The 17,237-nt window shown below is 34.5% G+C and carries 22 protein-coding genes; 19 read left to right on the forward strand and 3 right to left on the reverse strand.

Annotated features, from left to right (window positions below):
- Window positions 1-19 precede the first annotated feature (19 nt).
- From PRVXT_RS04190 to PRVXT_RS04235, 10 genes are all read left to right on the forward strand, one after another.
- Window positions 20-745, forward strand: a complete 726-nt coding sequence (locus PRVXT_RS04190; RefSeq protein ID WP_350344421.1) for a hypothetical protein — start codon at window positions 20-22, stop codon at window positions 743-745.
- A gap of 187 nt (window positions 746-932) precedes the next feature.
- Window positions 933-1,439, forward strand: a complete 507-nt coding sequence (gene ruvC, locus PRVXT_RS04195) for a crossover junction endodeoxyribonuclease RuvC (RefSeq protein WP_350344422.1) — start codon at window positions 933-935, stop codon at window positions 1,437-1,439.
- On the forward strand, window positions 1,436-2,044 hold the full coding sequence (gene ruvA, locus PRVXT_RS04200; protein ID WP_350344423.1) for a Holliday junction branch migration protein RuvA: 609 nt from the start codon (window positions 1,436-1,438) through the stop codon (window positions 2,042-2,044). The genes ruvC and ruvA overlap by 4 nt, the downstream gene beginning before the upstream one ends.
- The gene (ruvB, locus tag PRVXT_RS04205; RefSeq protein WP_350344424.1) at window positions 2,044-3,024 is read left to right on the forward strand and encodes a Holliday junction branch migration DNA helicase RuvB; all 981 of its coding nucleotides are present in this window, start codon (window positions 2,044-2,046) and stop codon (window positions 3,022-3,024) included. The genes ruvA and ruvB overlap by 1 nt, the downstream gene beginning before the upstream one ends.
- Window positions 3,025-3,039: 15 nt before the next feature.
- The gene (locus PRVXT_RS04210) at window positions 3,040-3,246 is read left to right on the forward strand and encodes a DUF2905 domain-containing protein (RefSeq protein WP_350344425.1); all 207 of its coding nucleotides are present in this window, start codon (window positions 3,040-3,042) and stop codon (window positions 3,244-3,246) included.
- A gap of 83 nt (window positions 3,247-3,329) precedes the next feature.
- Window positions 3,330-4,925, forward strand: a complete 1,596-nt coding sequence (locus PRVXT_RS04215) for a SpoIID/LytB domain-containing protein (RefSeq protein ID WP_350344426.1) — start codon at window positions 3,330-3,332, stop codon at window positions 4,923-4,925.
- Between the two features lie 24 nt (window positions 4,926-4,949).
- Window positions 4,950-5,975, forward strand: coding sequence for a tRNA preQ1(34) S-adenosylmethionine ribosyltransferase-isomerase QueA (gene queA / locus PRVXT_RS04220; RefSeq protein WP_350344427.1), 1,026 nt, complete (start codon window positions 4,950-4,952; stop codon window positions 5,973-5,975).
- Window positions 5,976-6,027: 52 nt separating this feature from the next.
- Window positions 6,028-7,140, forward strand: coding sequence for a tRNA guanosine(34) transglycosylase Tgt (gene tgt / locus PRVXT_RS04225; protein ID WP_350344428.1), 1,113 nt, complete (start codon window positions 6,028-6,030; stop codon window positions 7,138-7,140).
- A gap of 16 nt (window positions 7,141-7,156) precedes the next feature.
- The gene (gene yajC, locus PRVXT_RS04230; RefSeq protein ID WP_350344429.1) at window positions 7,157-7,414 is read left to right on the forward strand and encodes a preprotein translocase subunit YajC; all 258 of its coding nucleotides are present in this window, start codon (window positions 7,157-7,159) and stop codon (window positions 7,412-7,414) included.
- A 111-nt stretch (window positions 7,415-7,525) separates the two neighbouring features.
- Window positions 7,526-7,915 (forward strand): TIGR04086 family membrane protein, encoded by a 390-nt coding sequence (locus PRVXT_RS04235; RefSeq protein ID WP_350344430.1) that lies wholly within the window; start codon window positions 7,526-7,528, stop codon window positions 7,913-7,915.
- Between the two features lie 81 nt (window positions 7,916-7,996).
- On the opposite strand, the gene PRVXT_RS04240 is transcribed toward PRVXT_RS04235, so the two are convergent.
- Window positions 7,997-8,545, reverse strand: coding sequence for a chromate transporter (locus PRVXT_RS04240; protein ID WP_350344431.1), 549 nt, complete (start codon window positions 8,543-8,545; stop codon window positions 7,997-7,999).
- Window positions 8,542-9,087, reverse strand: coding sequence for a chromate transporter (locus tag PRVXT_RS04245; RefSeq protein WP_350344432.1), 546 nt, complete (start codon window positions 9,085-9,087; stop codon window positions 8,542-8,544). Before PRVXT_RS04245 ends, PRVXT_RS04240 begins: the two co-directional genes overlap by 4 nt.
- Window positions 9,088-9,222: 135 nt before the next feature.
- Between PRVXT_RS04245 and scfA the strand changes: the two genes are divergently transcribed.
- From scfA to PRVXT_RS04260, 3 genes are all read left to right on the forward strand, one after another.
- Window positions 9,223-9,354: a six-cysteine ranthipeptide SCIFF gene (gene scfA / locus PRVXT_RS04250; RefSeq protein ID WP_350344433.1), complete on the forward strand. Its 132-nt coding sequence runs from the start codon at window positions 9,223-9,225 to the stop codon at window positions 9,352-9,354.
- A 42-nt stretch (window positions 9,355-9,396) separates the two neighbouring features.
- Window positions 9,397-10,776, forward strand: a complete 1,380-nt coding sequence (gene scfB, locus PRVXT_RS04255; RefSeq protein WP_350344434.1) for a thioether cross-link-forming SCIFF peptide maturase — start codon at window positions 9,397-9,399, stop codon at window positions 10,774-10,776.
- A 161-nt stretch (window positions 10,777-10,937) separates the two neighbouring features.
- On the forward strand, window positions 10,938-12,140 hold the full coding sequence (locus tag PRVXT_RS04260) for a hypothetical protein (RefSeq protein ID WP_350344435.1): 1,203 nt from the start codon (window positions 10,938-10,940) through the stop codon (window positions 12,138-12,140).
- Between the two features lie 53 nt (window positions 12,141-12,193).
- On the opposite strand, the gene PRVXT_RS04265 is transcribed toward PRVXT_RS04260, so the two are convergent.
- Window positions 12,194-12,700 carry a gamma carbonic anhydrase family protein gene (locus PRVXT_RS04265; RefSeq protein ID WP_350344436.1) on the reverse strand — a complete coding sequence of 169 codons (507 nt, stop codon included), beginning with the start codon at window positions 12,698-12,700 and terminating at the stop codon, window positions 12,194-12,196.
- 111 nt (window positions 12,701-12,811) lie between these two features.
- Here PRVXT_RS04265 and PRVXT_RS04270 point away from each other — a divergent pair, with 111 nt between their 5' ends.
- From PRVXT_RS04270 to PRVXT_RS04295, 6 genes are all read left to right on the forward strand, one after another.
- A complete protein-coding gene (locus PRVXT_RS04270) occupies window positions 12,812-13,504 on the forward strand; it encodes a SpoIIE family protein phosphatase (RefSeq protein WP_350344437.1) in 693 nt (230 codons plus the stop codon).
- Between the two features lie 15 nt (window positions 13,505-13,519).
- Window positions 13,520-13,897 carry a hypothetical protein gene (locus PRVXT_RS04275; protein ID WP_350344438.1) on the forward strand — a complete coding sequence of 126 codons (378 nt, stop codon included), beginning with the start codon at window positions 13,520-13,522 and terminating at the stop codon, window positions 13,895-13,897.
- Entirely contained in the window at window positions 13,881-14,540 is a 660-nt protein-coding gene (locus PRVXT_RS04280; RefSeq protein WP_350344439.1) for an HD domain-containing protein, read from the forward strand. The genes PRVXT_RS04275 and PRVXT_RS04280 overlap by 17 nt, the downstream gene beginning before the upstream one ends.
- Before the next feature lie 70 nt (window positions 14,541-14,610).
- On the forward strand, window positions 14,611-15,840 hold the full coding sequence (secD, locus tag PRVXT_RS04285; protein WP_350344440.1) for a protein translocase subunit SecD: 1,230 nt from the start codon (window positions 14,611-14,613) through the stop codon (window positions 15,838-15,840).
- A complete protein-coding gene (secF, locus tag PRVXT_RS04290) occupies window positions 15,841-16,734 on the forward strand; it encodes a protein translocase subunit SecF (protein ID WP_350344441.1) in 894 nt (297 codons plus the stop codon).
- Between the two features lie 118 nt (window positions 16,735-16,852).
- Window positions 16,853-17,203 (forward strand): NusG domain II-containing protein, encoded by a 351-nt coding sequence (locus PRVXT_RS04295; protein ID WP_350344442.1) that lies wholly within the window; start codon window positions 16,853-16,855, stop codon window positions 17,201-17,203.
- The last annotated feature ends 34 nt before the right edge of the window (window positions 17,204-17,237 follow it).

Below are 17,237 nucleotides of genomic sequence, written 5' to 3' on the forward strand. Positions count from 1 at the left end.
TACCGTTGGGGTGATTTTTATGATTCATAAAGGAAAACTTGTAAAGTTTTATGTTGCTATAGTGGGATTGCTGGTTTTACTCACCATTCTAATTGTATCGTTCCTATACTTACTGCCTGCCTCTTCACCTGAGCTTGATACAGAAACTGATAATGTAGCTGCATCTTCTTTTAATAAGGACTTAGATGTAGTAGTTGTACAGCAATGCGAACAATGTGGAGAATATAATGATGAAGAAAAGGAAGAAGATTTAAGAGGGAAGTTTGGTGGTACTAGTTTAAAAGATTTTAATGATGTATTTGAAGAAAAATATCCACATTTAACGGCAAAACAAGTAACTAAGAATAAAATTTTAATTATGAAAGATCAAGATAAAAAAGTTTGTGACAAATGCATGGAGTATAATTATTTGCGAATAGAAAGTAGTAATCTGATTTTTTACAAAGGTCATCCAAAGCTTGGTGAAGAAAAGGAAAGACTAGAAGACATAGTTAACTTTGTTGGGACAAATGAACAATTAGAACAATTATCAAAAGGTATCCCTTTAAACAATAGTCATAAATTGTATATGGGGGTATTTAGAGGGAAGTTAGCACTTTTTTATGACAAACCAGTTCATGACCAACCTTTAATCCAGTTTTTGGATTTAGAAGTTAGGGCTGATGCTATTGACATGCTTGAAAGTGAAGAAAGGGTTGAGTCACTTTATGATTTAATCAATATTTTGGAAAACTATGCATCTTAAGATTTGGTGCCGGATTACTGGTGGAGAGCCTATGAGATAAAATAAGAGATTTGGTGGTTAACAATCAGCGGAGGGAAGGAAACCCCGCTGATTTACTTTTAAAAGGAACTATCGTTACTTTATAAGATAGTTCCTTTTGCTTGTTTAGCATTATTAGGGTAAAATATATAGTTAGAGGGGGGGAAATATGATTATTTTAGGCTTAGATCCTGGCATTGCAATATTAGGGTATGGAGTTGTAAAAAAAGAAAAGCATAAGCTAAAACCTATAGACTTTGGAACTATTCAGACAAGTAAAGAACTAGATGAACCCCAAAGACTTTTAAGTCTAGCTAATTCTTTAGAAAAGCTTTTAGATATATACAATCCTGATGTAGTGGCGGTAGAGGAGTTGTTTTTTAACAAGAATATCAAAACAGCAATTACAGTGGCGCAAGCCAGAGGAGTAATATTAATGGTTATTCTTAAGAAAGGCATAAGTCTTTATGAATATACTCCTTTACAGGTAAAACAAGGGGTAGTAGGATATGGACGAGCAACAAAGTTACAAGTCCAAACTATGGTTAAAACATTGCTGAACTTAGAAAAAATACCAAAACCCGATGATGCTGCTGATGGGTTAGCTATTGCAATTTGTCACAATAACTTTTCTGCAATGAACATAATTTCTCAAAAAGCGGGGTGGAGTAAATGATTTCTTTTATAAAGGGGAAAGTACATACAATAAATGAAGATAATCTTGTTATTGACTGTGGCAGCTTAGGATATAAAGTATATGTTCCTATAATCAAAACTATAGCTCAAGTAGGTCAAGAAATTTTCCTTTTTACCGAACAAATAGTTAAAGAGGACAGTACAACTTTGTATGGCTTTACAAAAAAAGAAGAGTTAGAAGTGTTTAATAAATGTTTATCAGTTTCAGGTGTAGGGCCTAAAGGTGCTTTAGCGATAGTGAACCATTTATCATATACTGAAATAATCTCTGCTCTTAAAAATAACGATTATAAGCCGTTTACTCAAGTTAGCGGTATAGGTAAAAAAACAGCACAACGTATCGTCATAGACTTAAAAGATAAATTGAAGAATGAAGTGGATGAACATGACATAGAAAATGATTCTGGAGAGGTTAACTATAATGCGAACTTATTTAATCAAGCTTTAAATGGGCTAGTTACATTAGGTTACAAAAAAAATGAAATTGATAAAGAAATACAGAGAGTTATTTATGCAGGCGCTAGTGATGTGTCTACTGTTATTAAAGAAGTTTTGAAAGAGGTTGCTAAAGGGAGTGATAGTTAATGGAGGGGAGAATAGTATCTGCCAATAAACAGCAGGAGGATGTCAAAGAGTTAAGTTTGAGACCTCAGAATTTTAATCAATACATAGGACAAAGTAAAGCCAAAGAGAATTTAAATATTTTTATTCAGGCTGCTAAAGAAAGAAATGAGCCATTAGATCATGTCTTACTATATGGCCCCCCAGGGCTTGGGAAAACTACTCTAGCGAATATTATAGCTAATGAAATGGGGGCAGGTTTTAAAGTTACGTCAGGCCCAACTATTGAAAGAGCTGGAGATTTAGCAGCAATTTTGTCTAGTTTGCAACCTTTTGATGTGCTGTTTATAGATGAAATTCATAGATTAAATAGAACAGTAGAAGAAATTCTGTATCCGGCATTGGAAGATTTTTCTCTTGATATAATGCTTGGTAAAGGTCCAGGTGCTCAATCAGTGCGAATCGATATTCCGCCATTTACCCTAGTAGGGGCAACTACTAGGGCTGGTGCATTGTCTTCACCGTTGCGGGATAGATTTGGTATAATTTCTAGATTAGAATTTTACAATGAATATGACCTTATTGATATAATAACTAGAACTGCTGAAATTTTAGAAGTTGATATAGCGTTAGACGGAGCAAAGGAAATTGCCTGTCGGTCAAGGGGAACGCCAAGAATAGCTAATAGGATCCTAAAAAGAATCAGAGACATAGCACAAATAAAGGGCAAGGGTGTTATAGACGTAGGTATTGCAAAAAGTGGACTAGAATTATTAGAAATAGATGAACATGGGCTAGATAATGCAGATAGAATGGTGTTAAAAACTATGGTAGATGTGTATGACGGAGGTCCAGTAGGGTTAGATAGCGTAGCAGCAACTATTAACGAGGAATCTACAACTATTGAAGATGTTATTGAACCGTTTTTGCTACAAATTGGAATGATTAACAGAACCCCTAGAGGGCGAGTGGTGACAGAAAAAGGATATAATCATATCCGTTAACAAGGGGAGATAGAAATGAATTTTGGCAAAGTGTTGATAGTAGCCGGTATTTTGCTAATTGTTTTAGGGGGATTTATTACTTTAGGTGGCAAGCTTCCACCCTTGGGAAGATTACCAGGAGATATAGTATATAGAAGTGGGAATGTAACTTTTTACTTTCCATTAACTACCATGATACTTATTTCTATTACCTTAAGCTTTTTATTACGCTTACTGCGATAATTAAAAATTATTACATATTGCAGGAACTCCTTCTATTTTGTCGAATTAATTTTATATGACATACAGAAGGAGAGGTCAGTATAATGGATAGGATGTTTAGCAAAATAATCATAACATTAATTGTAGTAAGCATTTGTAGTTCTTTTTTCTATGGCGGGGAGAATATTCAGTTTGCTGAAGCAGCTCAACAAGAGATAAGAGTGGGTTTGCATTTTGGCAGTAATGCATTAGATGCTGTAAATTTAACTAGCAACGATAATAATACATTAAAAGCATATCATAATAGCACCGAGCATCCTCTGTATAGCGCTGAGGGGAATTTTAAATTCTCAGTAACCAATGTTGAAGGGGTTTCAACTGTATTTAATGATAGAGATGTGACACAAGTTGTTAAAATTTACGAAGAGTTGAAGAAAAATGATGTTCCAGCCTTTTATGGTTTTAATGGACTTTGGCATGTCCTAGTTCCTACTGAACAAGTAAATCAGGTAACGGAAGTTAATTCTTCATTAAGGCCCAGTAATTTTTCTGTATCAAATTCTGTTATAAAAGTTGAAAATCAAAACACAACAGTGGCTTTATTTGAACAAGTGGATCAAAATACTGTACTAAGACTACATAGCGATGAAGAGTTTGTATCCTTTAATAATGGTTCAAAGTACCGTGGTTTTATGGAAATAGTAAAAGAAAACAACAGTTTTAAGGTAATAAATCAGCTGGATCTGGATCTTTACTTGAGGGGGGTTGTCCCTTATGAGATGTCCCCATCCTGGCCAACCGAAGCTTTAGCAGCACAGGCCGTTGCTGCTAGAACTTACGCTGTTAGAAATTGGAATAAATACAGAAGTAGAGGGTTTAATGTTTGTGCTACCGTTAATAGTCAAGTATATAAAGGCTATAATTCAAGTTATGAGACGCCAAGAATTGTAGATGCTATTACAAAAACAGAAGGAGAAATTATAACCTTTAATGGCAATCCTATTGACGCAGTTTACCACTCTCATAGTGGAGGACATACAGAAGATAGTGAAAATGTATGGGGTGGAACACTTTCATATCTAAGAGGTGTGGAAGATCCCTATTCTACAAGGTCTGGATCTATGCTAGATGATTGGACCTATGAAACGGTTATTGAGGGAATTGATGAACATGGACGAACAGGATTTAAAGACGAATTAGTTTCTAGAGGTCATTTAGATGCAAACTTTGAAATTGCAGATATAGAGGTTGTAGCTTTTGACAGCGGCAGAGTGGATTACCTGCTATTAACTTCTGAGCAAGGTGAGAAAGTTAAAGTTACGGGAAGACAAATTTTTGGAGCCTTCCATAATAACACTTCCCCTGGAGGATCTCAACGTCTATGGAGTAGAGTATTTGATGTAAAGATGGACTCAAACACATATATTAAATCCGGACATGGTGTTGACAAAGTTAGCGTTGATAAATTCTCAGTAGTAGGAGATAATCAAACTTCAGCTATTAGTGGAGAAAATACTTATGTACTTACATCCTCCGGGAAAAACTCACTGCCTACAAGACCTGAAAACATAACATTAGATGGAAGTGGCTGGGGTCACGGAGCAGGTATGAGTCAGTGGGGGGCAAGGCAGATGGCTGTGGAAGGGTATAATTACCGAGAAATTTTGGAATATTATTATAGACAAGTACAGGTTAGATAATATTTATAGAAAGAGGAAAAGAACTTGAGATTAGAAGATTTTAATTTTAATTTACCGGAAAAGCTTATAGCACAAAAACCATCACAAAGGCGGGATAATTCCCGCCTATTAGTGTTACAAAAAGATAAAGAGGAAGACTTTGTTTCTCACAAAAAATTTAAAGACATAATAGAGTTATTAAATCCAAATGACCTTCTTGTATTCAATAACACTAAGGTTATACCGGCTCGTATTTTTGGGTATAAAGATACAGGAGCGAAAATAGAAGTTTTGCTAGTTAAAAAAGTAGATGAATTTAGTTGGGAATGTTTAGCTAAACCAGGGAAAAAGTTAAAGGTAGGTACAGTAGTAGAATTTTCAAATGAAATAAAAGGTGAAATTATGGGTGATACAGACTTTGGTGGAAAGGTAATTAAATTTAATTTCTCCGATATGGACTTTATGGAAAGGTTGGAAAAAGCAGGGGAGCTACCGTTACCACCCTATATTAAGGAAACACCAAGCGACTACGGACGCTATCAAACTGTATATGCTAAAGAACCTGGGGCTGTGGCTGCTCCTACAGCTGGGCTACACTTTACAGATGACTTACTTGATAAAATAGATAAAAAAGGGATAAATACAGCTTTTGTTACCCTTCATGTGGGTCTGGGAACATTCATGCCAGTCCAAGTTGAAAATGTGTTAGAACATAAGATGCATTCTGAATTTTATTCTATCGATAAAGAAACTATAAATAAGATAGAAGATTGCAAGAAATCAGGTGGTCGTATAATAGCAGTTGGAACAACCGTGGTAAGGACTTTAGAAACTGCTGCTAATAATAGTAATTTAAAAGCTGAAAGTGGATGGACAGATATATTTATCTATCCTGGTTTTGATTTTAAAGTGGTAGATGCATTAATTACAAACTTTCACCTACCAAAGTCAACTCTTATGATGCTAGTTAGTGCATTAGCATCAAAACAAAAAATAGACGCAGCATATAAAGAGGCCGTAGATGAAGAATATAGATTTTTTTCCTTTGGGGACAGCATGTTTATATGTTAAGATATATTAAAACAACTTTTTAGAATAGAACTAGACTTGGAGGAATAAATATATGGCAATAAAATATGAATTGCTAAAGGAGTGTCCAGACACAAATGCGAGAGCTGGGCTATTACATACACCTCATGGAACAATAGAAACACCAATATTTATGCCTGTAGGAACACTAGCGACAGTGAAAACTATGGATCCAAGGGATTTAGAGGAGATCAATGCTCAAATTATTTTAAGTAATACATATCATTTGTATTTGCGTCCCGGTCACGAGATTGTAAAACAAGCGGGTGGTCTTCACAGGTTTATGAATTGGAATCGTCCGATTTTGACAGATAGTGGTGGTTTTCAAGTATTTAGCCTAGGAGATTTGCGGAAAATTACAGAAGAAGGTGTTACATTTCGATCGCATATAGATGGATCAAAGCATTTTTTTAGTCCAGAAAGTGTAATGGATATTGAGAATGCCTTAGGAGCCGATATTATTATGGCCTTTGATGAATGTATACCTTACCCTGCAACTTTTGACTATGCTAAAGACTCTGTAGAAAGAACAACACGCTGGGCTAGACGTTGTAAAGAAGCTCATAAAAACATTGAAAACCAAGCGTTGTTTGGAATAATTCAAGGTGGAATGTATAATGACTTAAGAACACGTAGTGCTGAGGATATTTTAGATATTGACTTTCCTGGTATTGCAGTTGGTGGTCTGAGTGTTGGAGAGCCCAAAGAAGAGATGTATAGAGTGCTAGAACATACAGTTCCATTAATCCCGAAGAATAAACCAAGATATTTGATGGGTGTAGGTTCTGCAGATGCATTACTTGAAGGCGTAGGCAGAGGTATAGATATGTTTGATTGTGTGTTACCTACTAGAATAGCAAGAAATGGGACAGCTATGACAGCCACCGGAAGAGTTGTGATTAGGAATGCCTCATATGCAAAAGATTTTTCCCCAATTGAGGATGGCTGTCAATGTTATGTATGTAGAAATTATACAAGGGCATATTTAAGGCATCTTATAAAGTGTAATGAAATTCTTGGTTTTAAATTAATTACATATCATAATCTGTATTATTTACTTAGTTTAATGAAAGATATGCGTTCCGCAATTTTAGAAGGTAATTTTTTGCATTTTTATAAAAGTGCAATAGATAAAATAAAATTATAATAAGGAGGATTTTTAAATGGAGTTATTGCAAGCTTTAATGCCGTTTATCGTATTAATTGTGGTGTTTTACTTTTTCTTAATTCGACCACAACAAAAGCAACAAAAGGCTAGACAAAATATGTTATCTGAGTTAAAAGAAGGGGATAAGATAATCACAATTGGTGGTATATTTGGCACACTGACTGAAATAAAAGAGGACCAAGTAAAAATTAAAATAGCTGATAAAACAGAAATTAAAGCACAACGTTACGCTGTTGAAAAAGTAGTAGATTAATTAAGAAAAAGCTTCATCCTATTTTTAGGATGAAGCTTTTTGACTAAAGTAGCATAATTTTTCACTTCAAAAAATACTTATAAACATAATATAAACTGGGGTGAAAATATTGTGAAGAGAAGAAAAAAATATAGTGTAAAGCAGCAATCTAGTGGTAAAAGCTTTGCTTACGGACTATTTTCTAGTATAATTCTTTCTGTTATAGTGCTTTTACTGTGGTCAATTATAATGAGTTTTAGCTCAGTTTCTGATTCAACTATAAAGTCAGTTGTAATAGTAACAATAGTTACAAGTATTTTTGCAGGGGGGTTTGTTAGTGCAAAAATGTCAAAACAAAAAGGTTGGATGATAGGGGGATTTGTTGGAGTTACTTATCTAGTGGTACTTCTATTTATGGGGAGTGCTGTATCTACACCAGATATAACCTTAACTGCTCCTATTAATTTAGTGTTTGGTTTTTTGGTTGGAGCCATAGGAGGAGTAATGGCTTTAAACTTATAAATCTAGGTTATCTTTATAAAAGGAACCGTTTGGTTCCTTTTTTATTGCAGTATGTTAAAATTTTTACCAATAGCAGTTTCATCAATAAACAATTATTCCTAAGAAACCAAAACCAATCAAAATAAGGACTGGGTGAATTTTTGTAAACTTTAGTAATGAGAAAGCTGCTATTGCTATAAAAGTAGCTACATAGTCTATTTTAACCCCCTCAGAAAAGTTAACTAACCCAGTACTTAATGCAATTTTAATTGTAGCAAAACCTATTAATGCTACTACTCCAGCTACTATGGATTTTAAAGCTCCTTTAACAGCTTTTAAATGCTGACTTTTCGTTATAACGTAAGCCAGAACAATCATGGCAATAAAAGAAGGAGTAACAACTCCTAAAGTGGCAGCAACAGCTCCTAACAATCCTTCGGTTTGATATCCAATATAAGTTGCTGAATTGACTGCAATGGGACCGGGAGTCATCTCTGCTACGGCGATAATATCTAAAAATTGTGCCTCTGTCAACCAACCTTGGTTTTCAATAATTTCCCGCTCTATTAGAGGAATCATAGCATAGCCACCACCGAAGCTTATAATTCCAATTTTAAAAAAACTTACAAAAAGTTGTATAAGTGCGCTCAATTGCTCTCACTCCTTTGGGGCAAAACACTACTGCTAAAGCAGGCTCCATATAAAGCCGAAAGTAGAATTATGTACACTGGATGAAGATCAAAAGCAGCTAACAAAAGTGCACAGATGCCAAATAAAGCCCATTGACTTTTTGTCTTTAGCTTTTTCATCATTTTTACTGTTACCGACACAAGTAATCCGACAACAGCAGGTCTTATGCCTGAAAAGAAATTTTCACCAACTGGCAAACTTAAAAAAAAGTTTAAAAAAGTTGCAAAAGCTAGAATGATTAAAAAAGAAGGGAGTACAACACCTAAAGCACCTATTATACTACCTGGAACTTTTTTGATTCTATAGCCTAGATAGATTGCAGTGTTAATGGCAACAGCACCAGGACCACTTTGACTTACTGCTAAAACTTCGTAAAACTCATCTTCAGAAACCCAGCCATGTTTTTCTACAACTTCACGCTGGATGATGGGTAACATAGCGTAACCACCACCAAAGGTGAACGCTCCAATTTTAAAAAAAGTAGTAAACATCTTTAAAAGCATATATCTATGCCTCCCTTCATTTAATATTATAACTAAATAATCAGTAACGTCAAAATGTTTTATTGCTTTCTAATGTATGATATAATAAATATACAATTATAATTCATTTACATAAATAAAGGAGGTTTATAATAAATGCAAAAACATATAATTACTATTAACCCTCAGAAGGAAGTTACTCAACAGGGTTGTGGAGAATGTCAAACTTCATGCCAATCAGCTTGTAAAACTAGCTGTACAGTAGGTAATCAGATTTGTGAAAAGTAGCCGGAGGCTGCTTTTATTTCTTTATATAGTAAAGTATGGGGGATGGAGAACTTGAAAGTACAAAACTTTTATAAATTTACAAAAAATAATATAAATATCCTACTAGACATTCCTACGTCGACAGTCCACGTTATTGACGATGTGACAAGTGATGTTATTGATTGTCTAGAACAAAATTCTGCAATATCAGAGAATCAGCTAAGTAAAAAACTAAATTACTATACTAGCGAAGAAGTTAAAAGTGCATATAATGAACTTTTAGGGTTATACCAACAAGGCCATATTTTTAATGATGAAAAACCCAGTGAGCTTCCAAGGCCCAACAAAGATATAGTTAAAGCTATGTGCCTTCATGTTGCTCATGACTGCAATATGAGGTGTAAGTATTGCTTTGCATCTAGCGGAAACTTTGGCGGTAAAAGCGAGCTTATGGATATAAAAACTGCTAAAAAAGCAATTGATTTTTTGGTGGAAAAGTCTAATCCAAGAAAAAACTGTGAAGTTGATTTTTTTGGAGGAGAACCATTGTTAAACATGGGTATGCTAGAAGAGCTAGTAAATTACATTAAGGAACAAGAAGTAATACATGATAAAAATATTCGAATGACCCTGACCACCAATGGACTAGCATTAAATGAAATGGCACAAGAGTTTTTGAACAAAAATGACATAGCAACTGTTTTAAGTTTAGATGGAAGAGAAAATGTAAATAATAATATGCGTAAAACAGACAAAGGACAGGAAACATACTCAACTATTGTGGAAAATTACAAGGCGTTTTTACAGAAAAGAAAACATCAAAATTATTATTTGCGAGGCACTTTTACTAAAGAAAATCTTGATTTCTGTGAAGATGTAAAGCATATAGTAGATTTAGGTTTTAAAGAAGTTTCTATGGAGCCTGTAGTTGAGGAACGTCAAACTAGCTATACGATTACAAATAGAGATCTTAATAAAATTAAAGATGAGTATTGGAATTTGACTGAATACTATCTGAAAAAATACGAAGAAGATTTACCATTTAATTTTTTCCATTTTAACATTAATCTAGAAGGTGGACCTTGTTCAGCTAAACGAGTAAGCGGCTGTGGCGCTGGAGTAGAATATGTAGCTGTATCTCCAAACGGAGATCTATACCCATGTCATCAGTTCGTAGGCGATGAATCCTTTAAAGTAGGAGATGTATATAATAAAGAAATAGATAGTTCTATAGCAGATACTTTCTTTAACACAACTATGTTCTCAAAAGATGCTTGTAGAACATGTTGGAGCCGATATTTTTGTGGAGGGGGATGTCATGCCAATGCTCACCAAATAAATGGGAATATTAACAAACCTTATAATTTGGCATGTGAGTTACAGAAAGTTAGGACGGAATGTAGCTTGTATATAGAGGCAATTAAGGCATTAAAAACTAAATAACGTTAAAGAGACTGTAGTTACAGTCTCTTTTTGAAATGGAATAGCATTATAGAAAATTACTAATAAATTTCATTTTTTTCCTCATGTAATGAACTTGCAAAATACTTTTTTGGGAAGTATAATGTATAATTATAAGAAACAACAGGGGGGGAGCATAAAAAATGGCCAAAAAGAAAAAAAAGAAAATTACAAAAAAAAGTGATTATACACCTAAAAGCAAGAAGATGACTAAAGGGGATTATGTTGCGTTAGGTGTATTTATTGCATTAGCAGTTTTAATAGTAGGATTTACTAGTTATTATTTCTTTTTTTATAAACCATCTGTAGAAACAACAGTTACAGCTAAAGGTGAAGAGTTTATTTACAGATATCGTAATATAGATTACAACGACTACTCAAATGACCCAGTACTGGAATTATTAACCCCGCAACTAGGTTCTCAAGCGCAAGGAGCTTTACAAGAAGAGTTAAGAGAATTTCAGATAGACGAATATATGTCCACAGCACAAGAAATAGAAGCAGAAGTTAAAGATGTAGGTTGGGATAGCGCAAAGGTAAGAGTTAAATACTTTTGGAACGTAAAGTCCTTGACTCAAGAGGAAGCTATTTGGACCTATTTAGACTTAACCTTTGAAAAAGTTGAGGTAGAAAATGAGGATGGAGATCTGGAAACTAGGTGGTTAGTGGGGAGTATCATGCCACCTAATGTTCGTGAATCTAATGAAATAATATCAAAAAAAGAGCAACCCATTAAGGAACTAGTTTTAGAGTACTTTTCAGATGAGCTAGAGGTGAATTTAGAAGATGATGAAATTGAGGTTGTAGAAAGTGGCTTGGATCGCTCTACAGTAAGGGTATTTATCTCAAATGAAGATATAAAAGATGTAATCGTGGTAAATACCGGAGACAATTGGGAAATTGATAGCGTAAATCGAGCACCTGACGAAGTATTTGAGAAAATTGCTTTACGTGAAGAACTTAAAAGTACAAGTATCGACTTTATAGAAAAATATTACAATATTTCAGATTATGAAACATTTTCCTTTTCTCCTGTTGTAGAGCTTTTAACTGATGAAAGAGCTACAGAGTTAAAGGAAGAAAAAGAAGACTTGCTTTTAGAATTTATTGACGCTGAGTTAAAAGCGCAAGTAAGTGACTCAGAAGCTGATATAGTAAAGATAAATGAAGATGAGGCCGTAGTAAAAGTTATATATCAGTATTTTGAGCAGGGTGTAGATGAAACTTTTGAAGACTGGATGGGAAAATATATTGAATTTGTAAATGTTGATGGTGAATGGCTTATAAATGAATTTTATAGTGTACCCACAGATGAGATAATTCAAATACGAGAAGATAAAAACTAAACTATAAATAAAAAAACAAGATGGTGCAAAGAATAAATGCACCATCTTGTTTTTTAACTGTTTTTATGATTTTCTGCCATTTCAAGGTAAACATTTATAGAACTTTTAATCTTTTCTTTCTCTTGATCAGTGGTTTTTCTAACAGCCTTTCCAGGTAGTCCTACTATTAGAGAATTGGCTTCATATTCTTTGCCCGGAGGGATTAGGGAGTTTGCACCAACTATACTAAAGCTTTTTATCACACTATTGTCAAGTACTGTGGCTCCCATACCTATTAAACTAAAGTCTTCAATTACTGCCCCGTGTAAAACAGCATTGTGCCCAACGGTAACTCCTTCACCTATTTTTAAAGGTGTGTCGTGGTCTACATGAAGAACAGATCCGTCTTGTATATTAGTATTTTTACCTATTGTAACTTTATTCATGTCTGCTCTTATTACAACATTTGGCCAAATATTGACTCCTTCTTCAATTTCTACATCGCCGATTATTATGGCGCTGGAGTGAATATAAGTATTAGGATGGATTTTGGGACTGCTGTCTTTATAATTTTTAATCATTTGAACACCTCCTGTCTATATTTTACCAAAAAAAAGGAGAATATAAAGGGTTTTATAAATATTTGCAGAAAACCTTATTACGTGTTTGAAATTTAACAAGGAGGGTTTATTTTGCAGGTTGATATTGCAATAGCAAAAGCCAATAAACATACTATGAGTGTTGGAGGAGATAGTGCAGAAATAGTAGAAAGACCGCTTGGAGGAGTAACAGGGGTGGTTGTTGATGGTCAGGGAAGCGGAAAATCTGCTAAACTTATAAGTAATCTAATTGTGGGTAAAATATCAACATTGTTAGCAGATGGAGCTAGAGATGGTGCAATAGCGAGAGCTGTCCAAGACTACCTCTTTACTATAAAAGGAGGAAAAGTCTCAGCTACTTTGAATATGATATCAGTAGCTTTAGATACTAATTCACTGGTGATTAGTAGAAGTGGTCATTGTCCTGTTTATATGGTTGCACAGGGACAGGAGTGTATTTACGATAAAAAAACAAAACCTCTAGGGTTTTATAAATTCTCCAAACCACAAGTGGTGGAACTGCCATTGATTGAAGGTACTAAACTGATTACCTTTAGTGATGGGCTATTTTCAGCTGGGAAAAAATATGGTAAAACAATTGGTAATAAAGAAATTTTAGATGTATTACAAAAAGATCTATCCGCATATGAGATGGCAAACAGTTTAGTTGATTTAGCCATGGAGTTAGATAAAGGAAGACCAAACGATGACACTACAGTTATGGCTTTCAATATTACAGGGAGTAAAAGAAAGATAAGAAGAGTTTCAGCTAGTTATCCGCTGTAGGGATGGGGTGAAATTTTGGATAAAAACTTAAAAATAGCGGTTGTCGGAAATTGTGCTGCTGGAAAAACAACGTTAGTTAAAAACTTAAAAAAATATGGTTATAAAGATTCTTATAACGTTCCCCAGGAACATTCTATAGTGAAAAAACTATGGAGCAGGTATGAACCAGACATTCTAATATATCTCAGGTGCAGTTTGCCAATAGCTAAAAAAAGACGGCCCACTATAAGCTGGGGTCAGCATAGGCTAGATGAACAAAAGAAAAAACTTGCAAATGCGTATGAGAATATGGATATATTTATAGATACAGATCCGTATAATATTGACGAAGTTCTGGAAATAGCAATTAATAAAATTAAAGAAAGGTCTGATATAAATGGTAACATTAGATGATGTAAAACAGCACCCAACAGCTCAGGAATTTATAAAAAAAGGGAACGAACATTTAGGCGCAATGGGATTTACAGAACATAGTTTTAGGCATACTACTCTAGTTGCAAAAATAGCTTCCAACATTTTAGATAGACTAGATTATACCGAGAGAGAAATTGAACTAGCAGCAATTGCTGGATACTTACATGATATAGGCAACGTAGTTAGCAGATATAACCATGGCCAAAGTGGTGCAGTAATTGCGTATGATATTTTACGATCATTAAAAATGGACGATAGCGAAATAGCTACTATAATTGCGGCTATAGGTAACCACGAAGAGCAATATGGTGAAAGTGTAAACAGTGTGGCAGCTGCTTTAATATTAGCCGACAAGTCTGATGTTCATAGATCAAGGGTGAGAAACCCTGATATTTCAACCTACGATATTCACGATAGAGTTAACTATGGTGCTATTCATTCATTTTTAAACGTAGATCCTGACGAAAGAAAAATAACATTAGAACTTGAAATAGACCAAGAAATAACCACGGTTATGGAATACTTTGAAATTTTTCTAACTAGAATGGTTATGTGCCGTCGGGCAGCTCAATTTTTGGATGCTTCTTTTGGGCTGGTAATCAATGATGCTAAGCTTCTATAATTGACATCATTATCAAGACGGGATATAATTTATTTTGTATATATTGTGACGGTGAAGGGAGAGAAATTTTATGATTCGTTGGAAAAGCATAGTTGCTTTAGCAGTGTTTATTGCTATTGTGGCAGGAGCAGCAGTCTTTGGAATTCCTGTAATTGAAAGAGATATAAACTTGGGGTTAGATCTTCAGGGTGGTGTTTATGTTTTATTGCAAGCTGTAGAAACTGATAGAAGTGAAGTGACTGATGAGTCAATCAGTGGAACTATAGAGGTTTTAAGAAATCGCGTTGACCAGCTAGGTGTAACTGAACCGGTTATCCAACAAGAGGGAAATGATAGAATTAGAGTGGAAATAGCTGATGCTGATCAAGATCCCGAAGCGGTACTTGAGTTAATTGGACAGACAGCACAGCTGGAGTTTTTAGACTCAGAAGGAGAAGTTGCGTTTACAGGTGCAAACCTGCAAGATGCGGGAGTAACTTTTAATGAGTATAATCAACCTGTAGTGTTTTTAGAGCTTGACGATGAAGGATCAAGAAAGTTTGAAGAGTTAACTAGAACTCATTTACAGACAGGGGAAAGCATCCCTATCCAACTTGATGGCGAAGTTATATCATCGCCAGTACCACAAGATGTAATTACAGATGGACAAGCAGTAATTTCAGGGGTAGGCACAGTAGATGAAGCGGCTATTTTGGCAAGCTTGTTAAGGTCTGGTGCTTTACCGCTGGAGTTGGAACAACTAGAGGTTCGCTCTGTTGGACCAGAGTTGGGAAGTCGTGCTTTAGAAGCATCTTTGTACGCAGGAATGATTGGATTGTTCCTAGTTATGTTATTTATGGTAGTGTTTTATAGAGTGCCGGGCTTGATAGCATCTTTTAGTTTGGTTGTTTATTTGTTGTTAGTGATGTTTACTATGGTAGGTATTGGTGTGGTGTTGTCTTTACCAGGAATAGCGGGATTGATACTAACAATAGGCATGGCAGTTGATGCAAATGTAATTATTTTTGAGCGTATAAAAGAAGAAATTAGAAATGGCAAAACATTAAAAAGTGGTTTAGAGTCAGGTTTTAGAAGAGCAAAGACAACTATCTTAGACTCAAATATTACTACTCTAATAGTTGCTTTTGTGCTATTTTCAATGGGAGCTGGACCAACTAGAGGGTTTGCTGTTACTTTATCCATTGGTGTAATCATTAGTATGATGACGGCGTTATTTATAACTCGCATAATTTTAGGTGTCGTTGTAAATTCTAATTTAATAAAAAATCCAAAGTTTTTTGGCGTAAGGCAGGTGAGGTAAATGAAACTCAATATTATGGATAAATGGAACACATGGATTAAGGTATCCGGGGTCATTGCATTGGCAGGTTTGTTAATTGTATTGGTTATGGGCCTAAACTTTGGTATACACTTTACCGGTGGTGTTGCAATCCAAGTAGAACTAGGGCAAGATGTTGTAACTTCTGATGTGCATGAAGTATTGTCTGATATAACAGTTGAAAATATGGATGGCGAAGCTGTGAGTTTGGAAAATAGTTTTGTACAAAGCATAGATGAAAGTGAGTTTTATATAAGGACTATACCTTTGCCTGAAGATAGTCGACTTGAGCTACTAAACTCACTGGAAGAAAATTTTGCAGGTTATTCTAGGGGAGAGGTTGAAGATATAGGTCCTCAAGTTGGAGCTGAACTCATAAGAAATGCCCTGCTATCTTTACTTGTAGCTGCCGTCGCTATAATCTTATATATTAGTTATAGGTTTCAGCTGCAATTTGCTATCTCAGCCTTATGTGCATTATTTTTTGATGTGTTAATGGTACTGTTTATATTTTCTATATTTAATATTGAGTTGAATACTCCCTTTATCGCTGCAATTCTAACTATAGTGGGTTACTCTATAAATGACTCAATAGTTATATTTGATCGGATAAGAGAAAACCTTAAATATAAGGGCAAAGAAAGTGATGTAGAAATTGTAAATACCAGTATTAATCAAACAATAGTAAGGTCAATTAATACTTCCTTTACTACTATTTTAGTGTTAGGTTCTTTACTGTTTTTGGGAGGGGAAACTTTACGACCCTTTGCAATTCCTCTGTTTTTCGGAGTTATTAGTGGAACCTACTCCTCGATTTTTGTAGCCAGTCCTGTTTGGTTGGCTTTAAGAAATAGAAAATTACAAAAATCTGCTTAGTCAAAAAAACTAGGAATATTCCTAGTTTTTTTGTTCTCAAATTTATTTTGTAAAAATCCTTGAAAAAAAAAGTAAATCTAGATAAAATTTATATTGAAAACAAAATTAGAGGTGTAAAATGAAAAAAGGGGATATATGTTTAATTATATTATTAGCTATTATAACTATACTTGTTTTTACAATTTATGAGTTTCAAGAAAAGTCAGAAGTTGTGTCAACTGCAAAAGTTTTTGTAGATGGAAAAGAGATTTTAGTCTTTGACTTAAATCAAGAAGAAAAGATTCAAGAGCATAATTTTAAATTTAGTGATGGTAAATTGGCTACCTTAAAAACTCAAAAAGGAAAAGTTAATCAAATGAGAATAGAGGATTGTCCTCAACAAATTTGTTGTAAATTAACCGGTTGGATTTCTTCGGAAAGTGAGCAGATAGTTTGCTTGCCAAATAAAATATTGGTCAAATTAAGTTAATGGGGAATTTTAGCTTTATTTTTGAATAAAACTT

This window comes from Proteinivorax tanatarense, from assembly GCF_040267685.1.
GTDB classification, from domain to species: Bacteria; Bacillota; Proteinivoracia; order Proteinivoracales; family Proteinivoracaceae; genus Proteinivorax; species Proteinivorax tanatarense.

Coding starts and splice junctions, on each gene's coding strand:
- PRVXT_RS04190 (WP_350344421.1), top strand. CDS start 20: ATGATTCATAAAGGAAAACTTGTAAAGTTTTATGTTGCTATAGTGGGA.
- ruvC (WP_350344422.1), top strand. CDS start 933: ATGATTATTTTAGGCTTAGATCCTGGCATTGCAATATTAGGGTATGGA.
- ruvA (WP_350344423.1), top strand. CDS start 1,436: ATGATTTCTTTTATAAAGGGGAAAGTACATACAATAAATGAAGATAAT.
- ruvB (WP_350344424.1), top strand. CDS start 2,044: ATGGAGGGGAGAATAGTATCTGCCAATAAACAGCAGGAGGATGTCAAA.
- PRVXT_RS04210 (WP_350344425.1), top strand. CDS start 3,040: ATGAATTTTGGCAAAGTGTTGATAGTAGCCGGTATTTTGCTAATTGTT.
- PRVXT_RS04215 (WP_350344426.1), top strand. CDS start 3,330: ATGGATAGGATGTTTAGCAAAATAATCATAACATTAATTGTAGTAAGC.
- tgt (WP_350344428.1), top strand. CDS start 6,028: ATGGCAATAAAATATGAATTGCTAAAGGAGTGTCCAGACACAAATGCG.
- yajC (WP_350344429.1), top strand. CDS start 7,157: ATGGAGTTATTGCAAGCTTTAATGCCGTTTATCGTATTAATTGTGGTG.
- PRVXT_RS04245 (WP_350344432.1), bottom strand. CDS start 9,087: ATGCTTTTAAAGATGTTTACTACTTTTTTTAAAATTGGAGCGTTCACC.
- scfA (WP_350344433.1), top strand. CDS start 9,223: ATGCAAAAACATATAATTACTATTAACCCTCAGAAGGAAGTTACTCAA.
- scfB (WP_350344434.1), top strand. CDS start 9,397: ATGGAGAACTTGAAAGTACAAAACTTTTATAAATTTACAAAAAATAAT.
- PRVXT_RS04260 (WP_350344435.1), top strand. CDS start 10,938: ATGGCCAAAAAGAAAAAAAAGAAAATTACAAAAAAAAGTGATTATACA.
- PRVXT_RS04265 (WP_350344436.1), bottom strand. CDS start 12,700: ATGATTAAAAATTATAAAGACAGCAGTCCCAAAATCCATCCTAATACT.
- PRVXT_RS04280 (WP_350344439.1), top strand. CDS start 13,881: ATGGTAACATTAGATGATGTAAAACAGCACCCAACAGCTCAGGAATTT.
- secD (WP_350344440.1), top strand. CDS start 14,611: ATGATTCGTTGGAAAAGCATAGTTGCTTTAGCAGTGTTTATTGCTATT.
- secF (WP_350344441.1), top strand. CDS start 15,841: ATGAAACTCAATATTATGGATAAATGGAACACATGGATTAAGGTATCC.
- PRVXT_RS04295 (WP_350344442.1), top strand. CDS start 16,853: ATGAAAAAAGGGGATATATGTTTAATTATATTATTAGCTATTATAACT.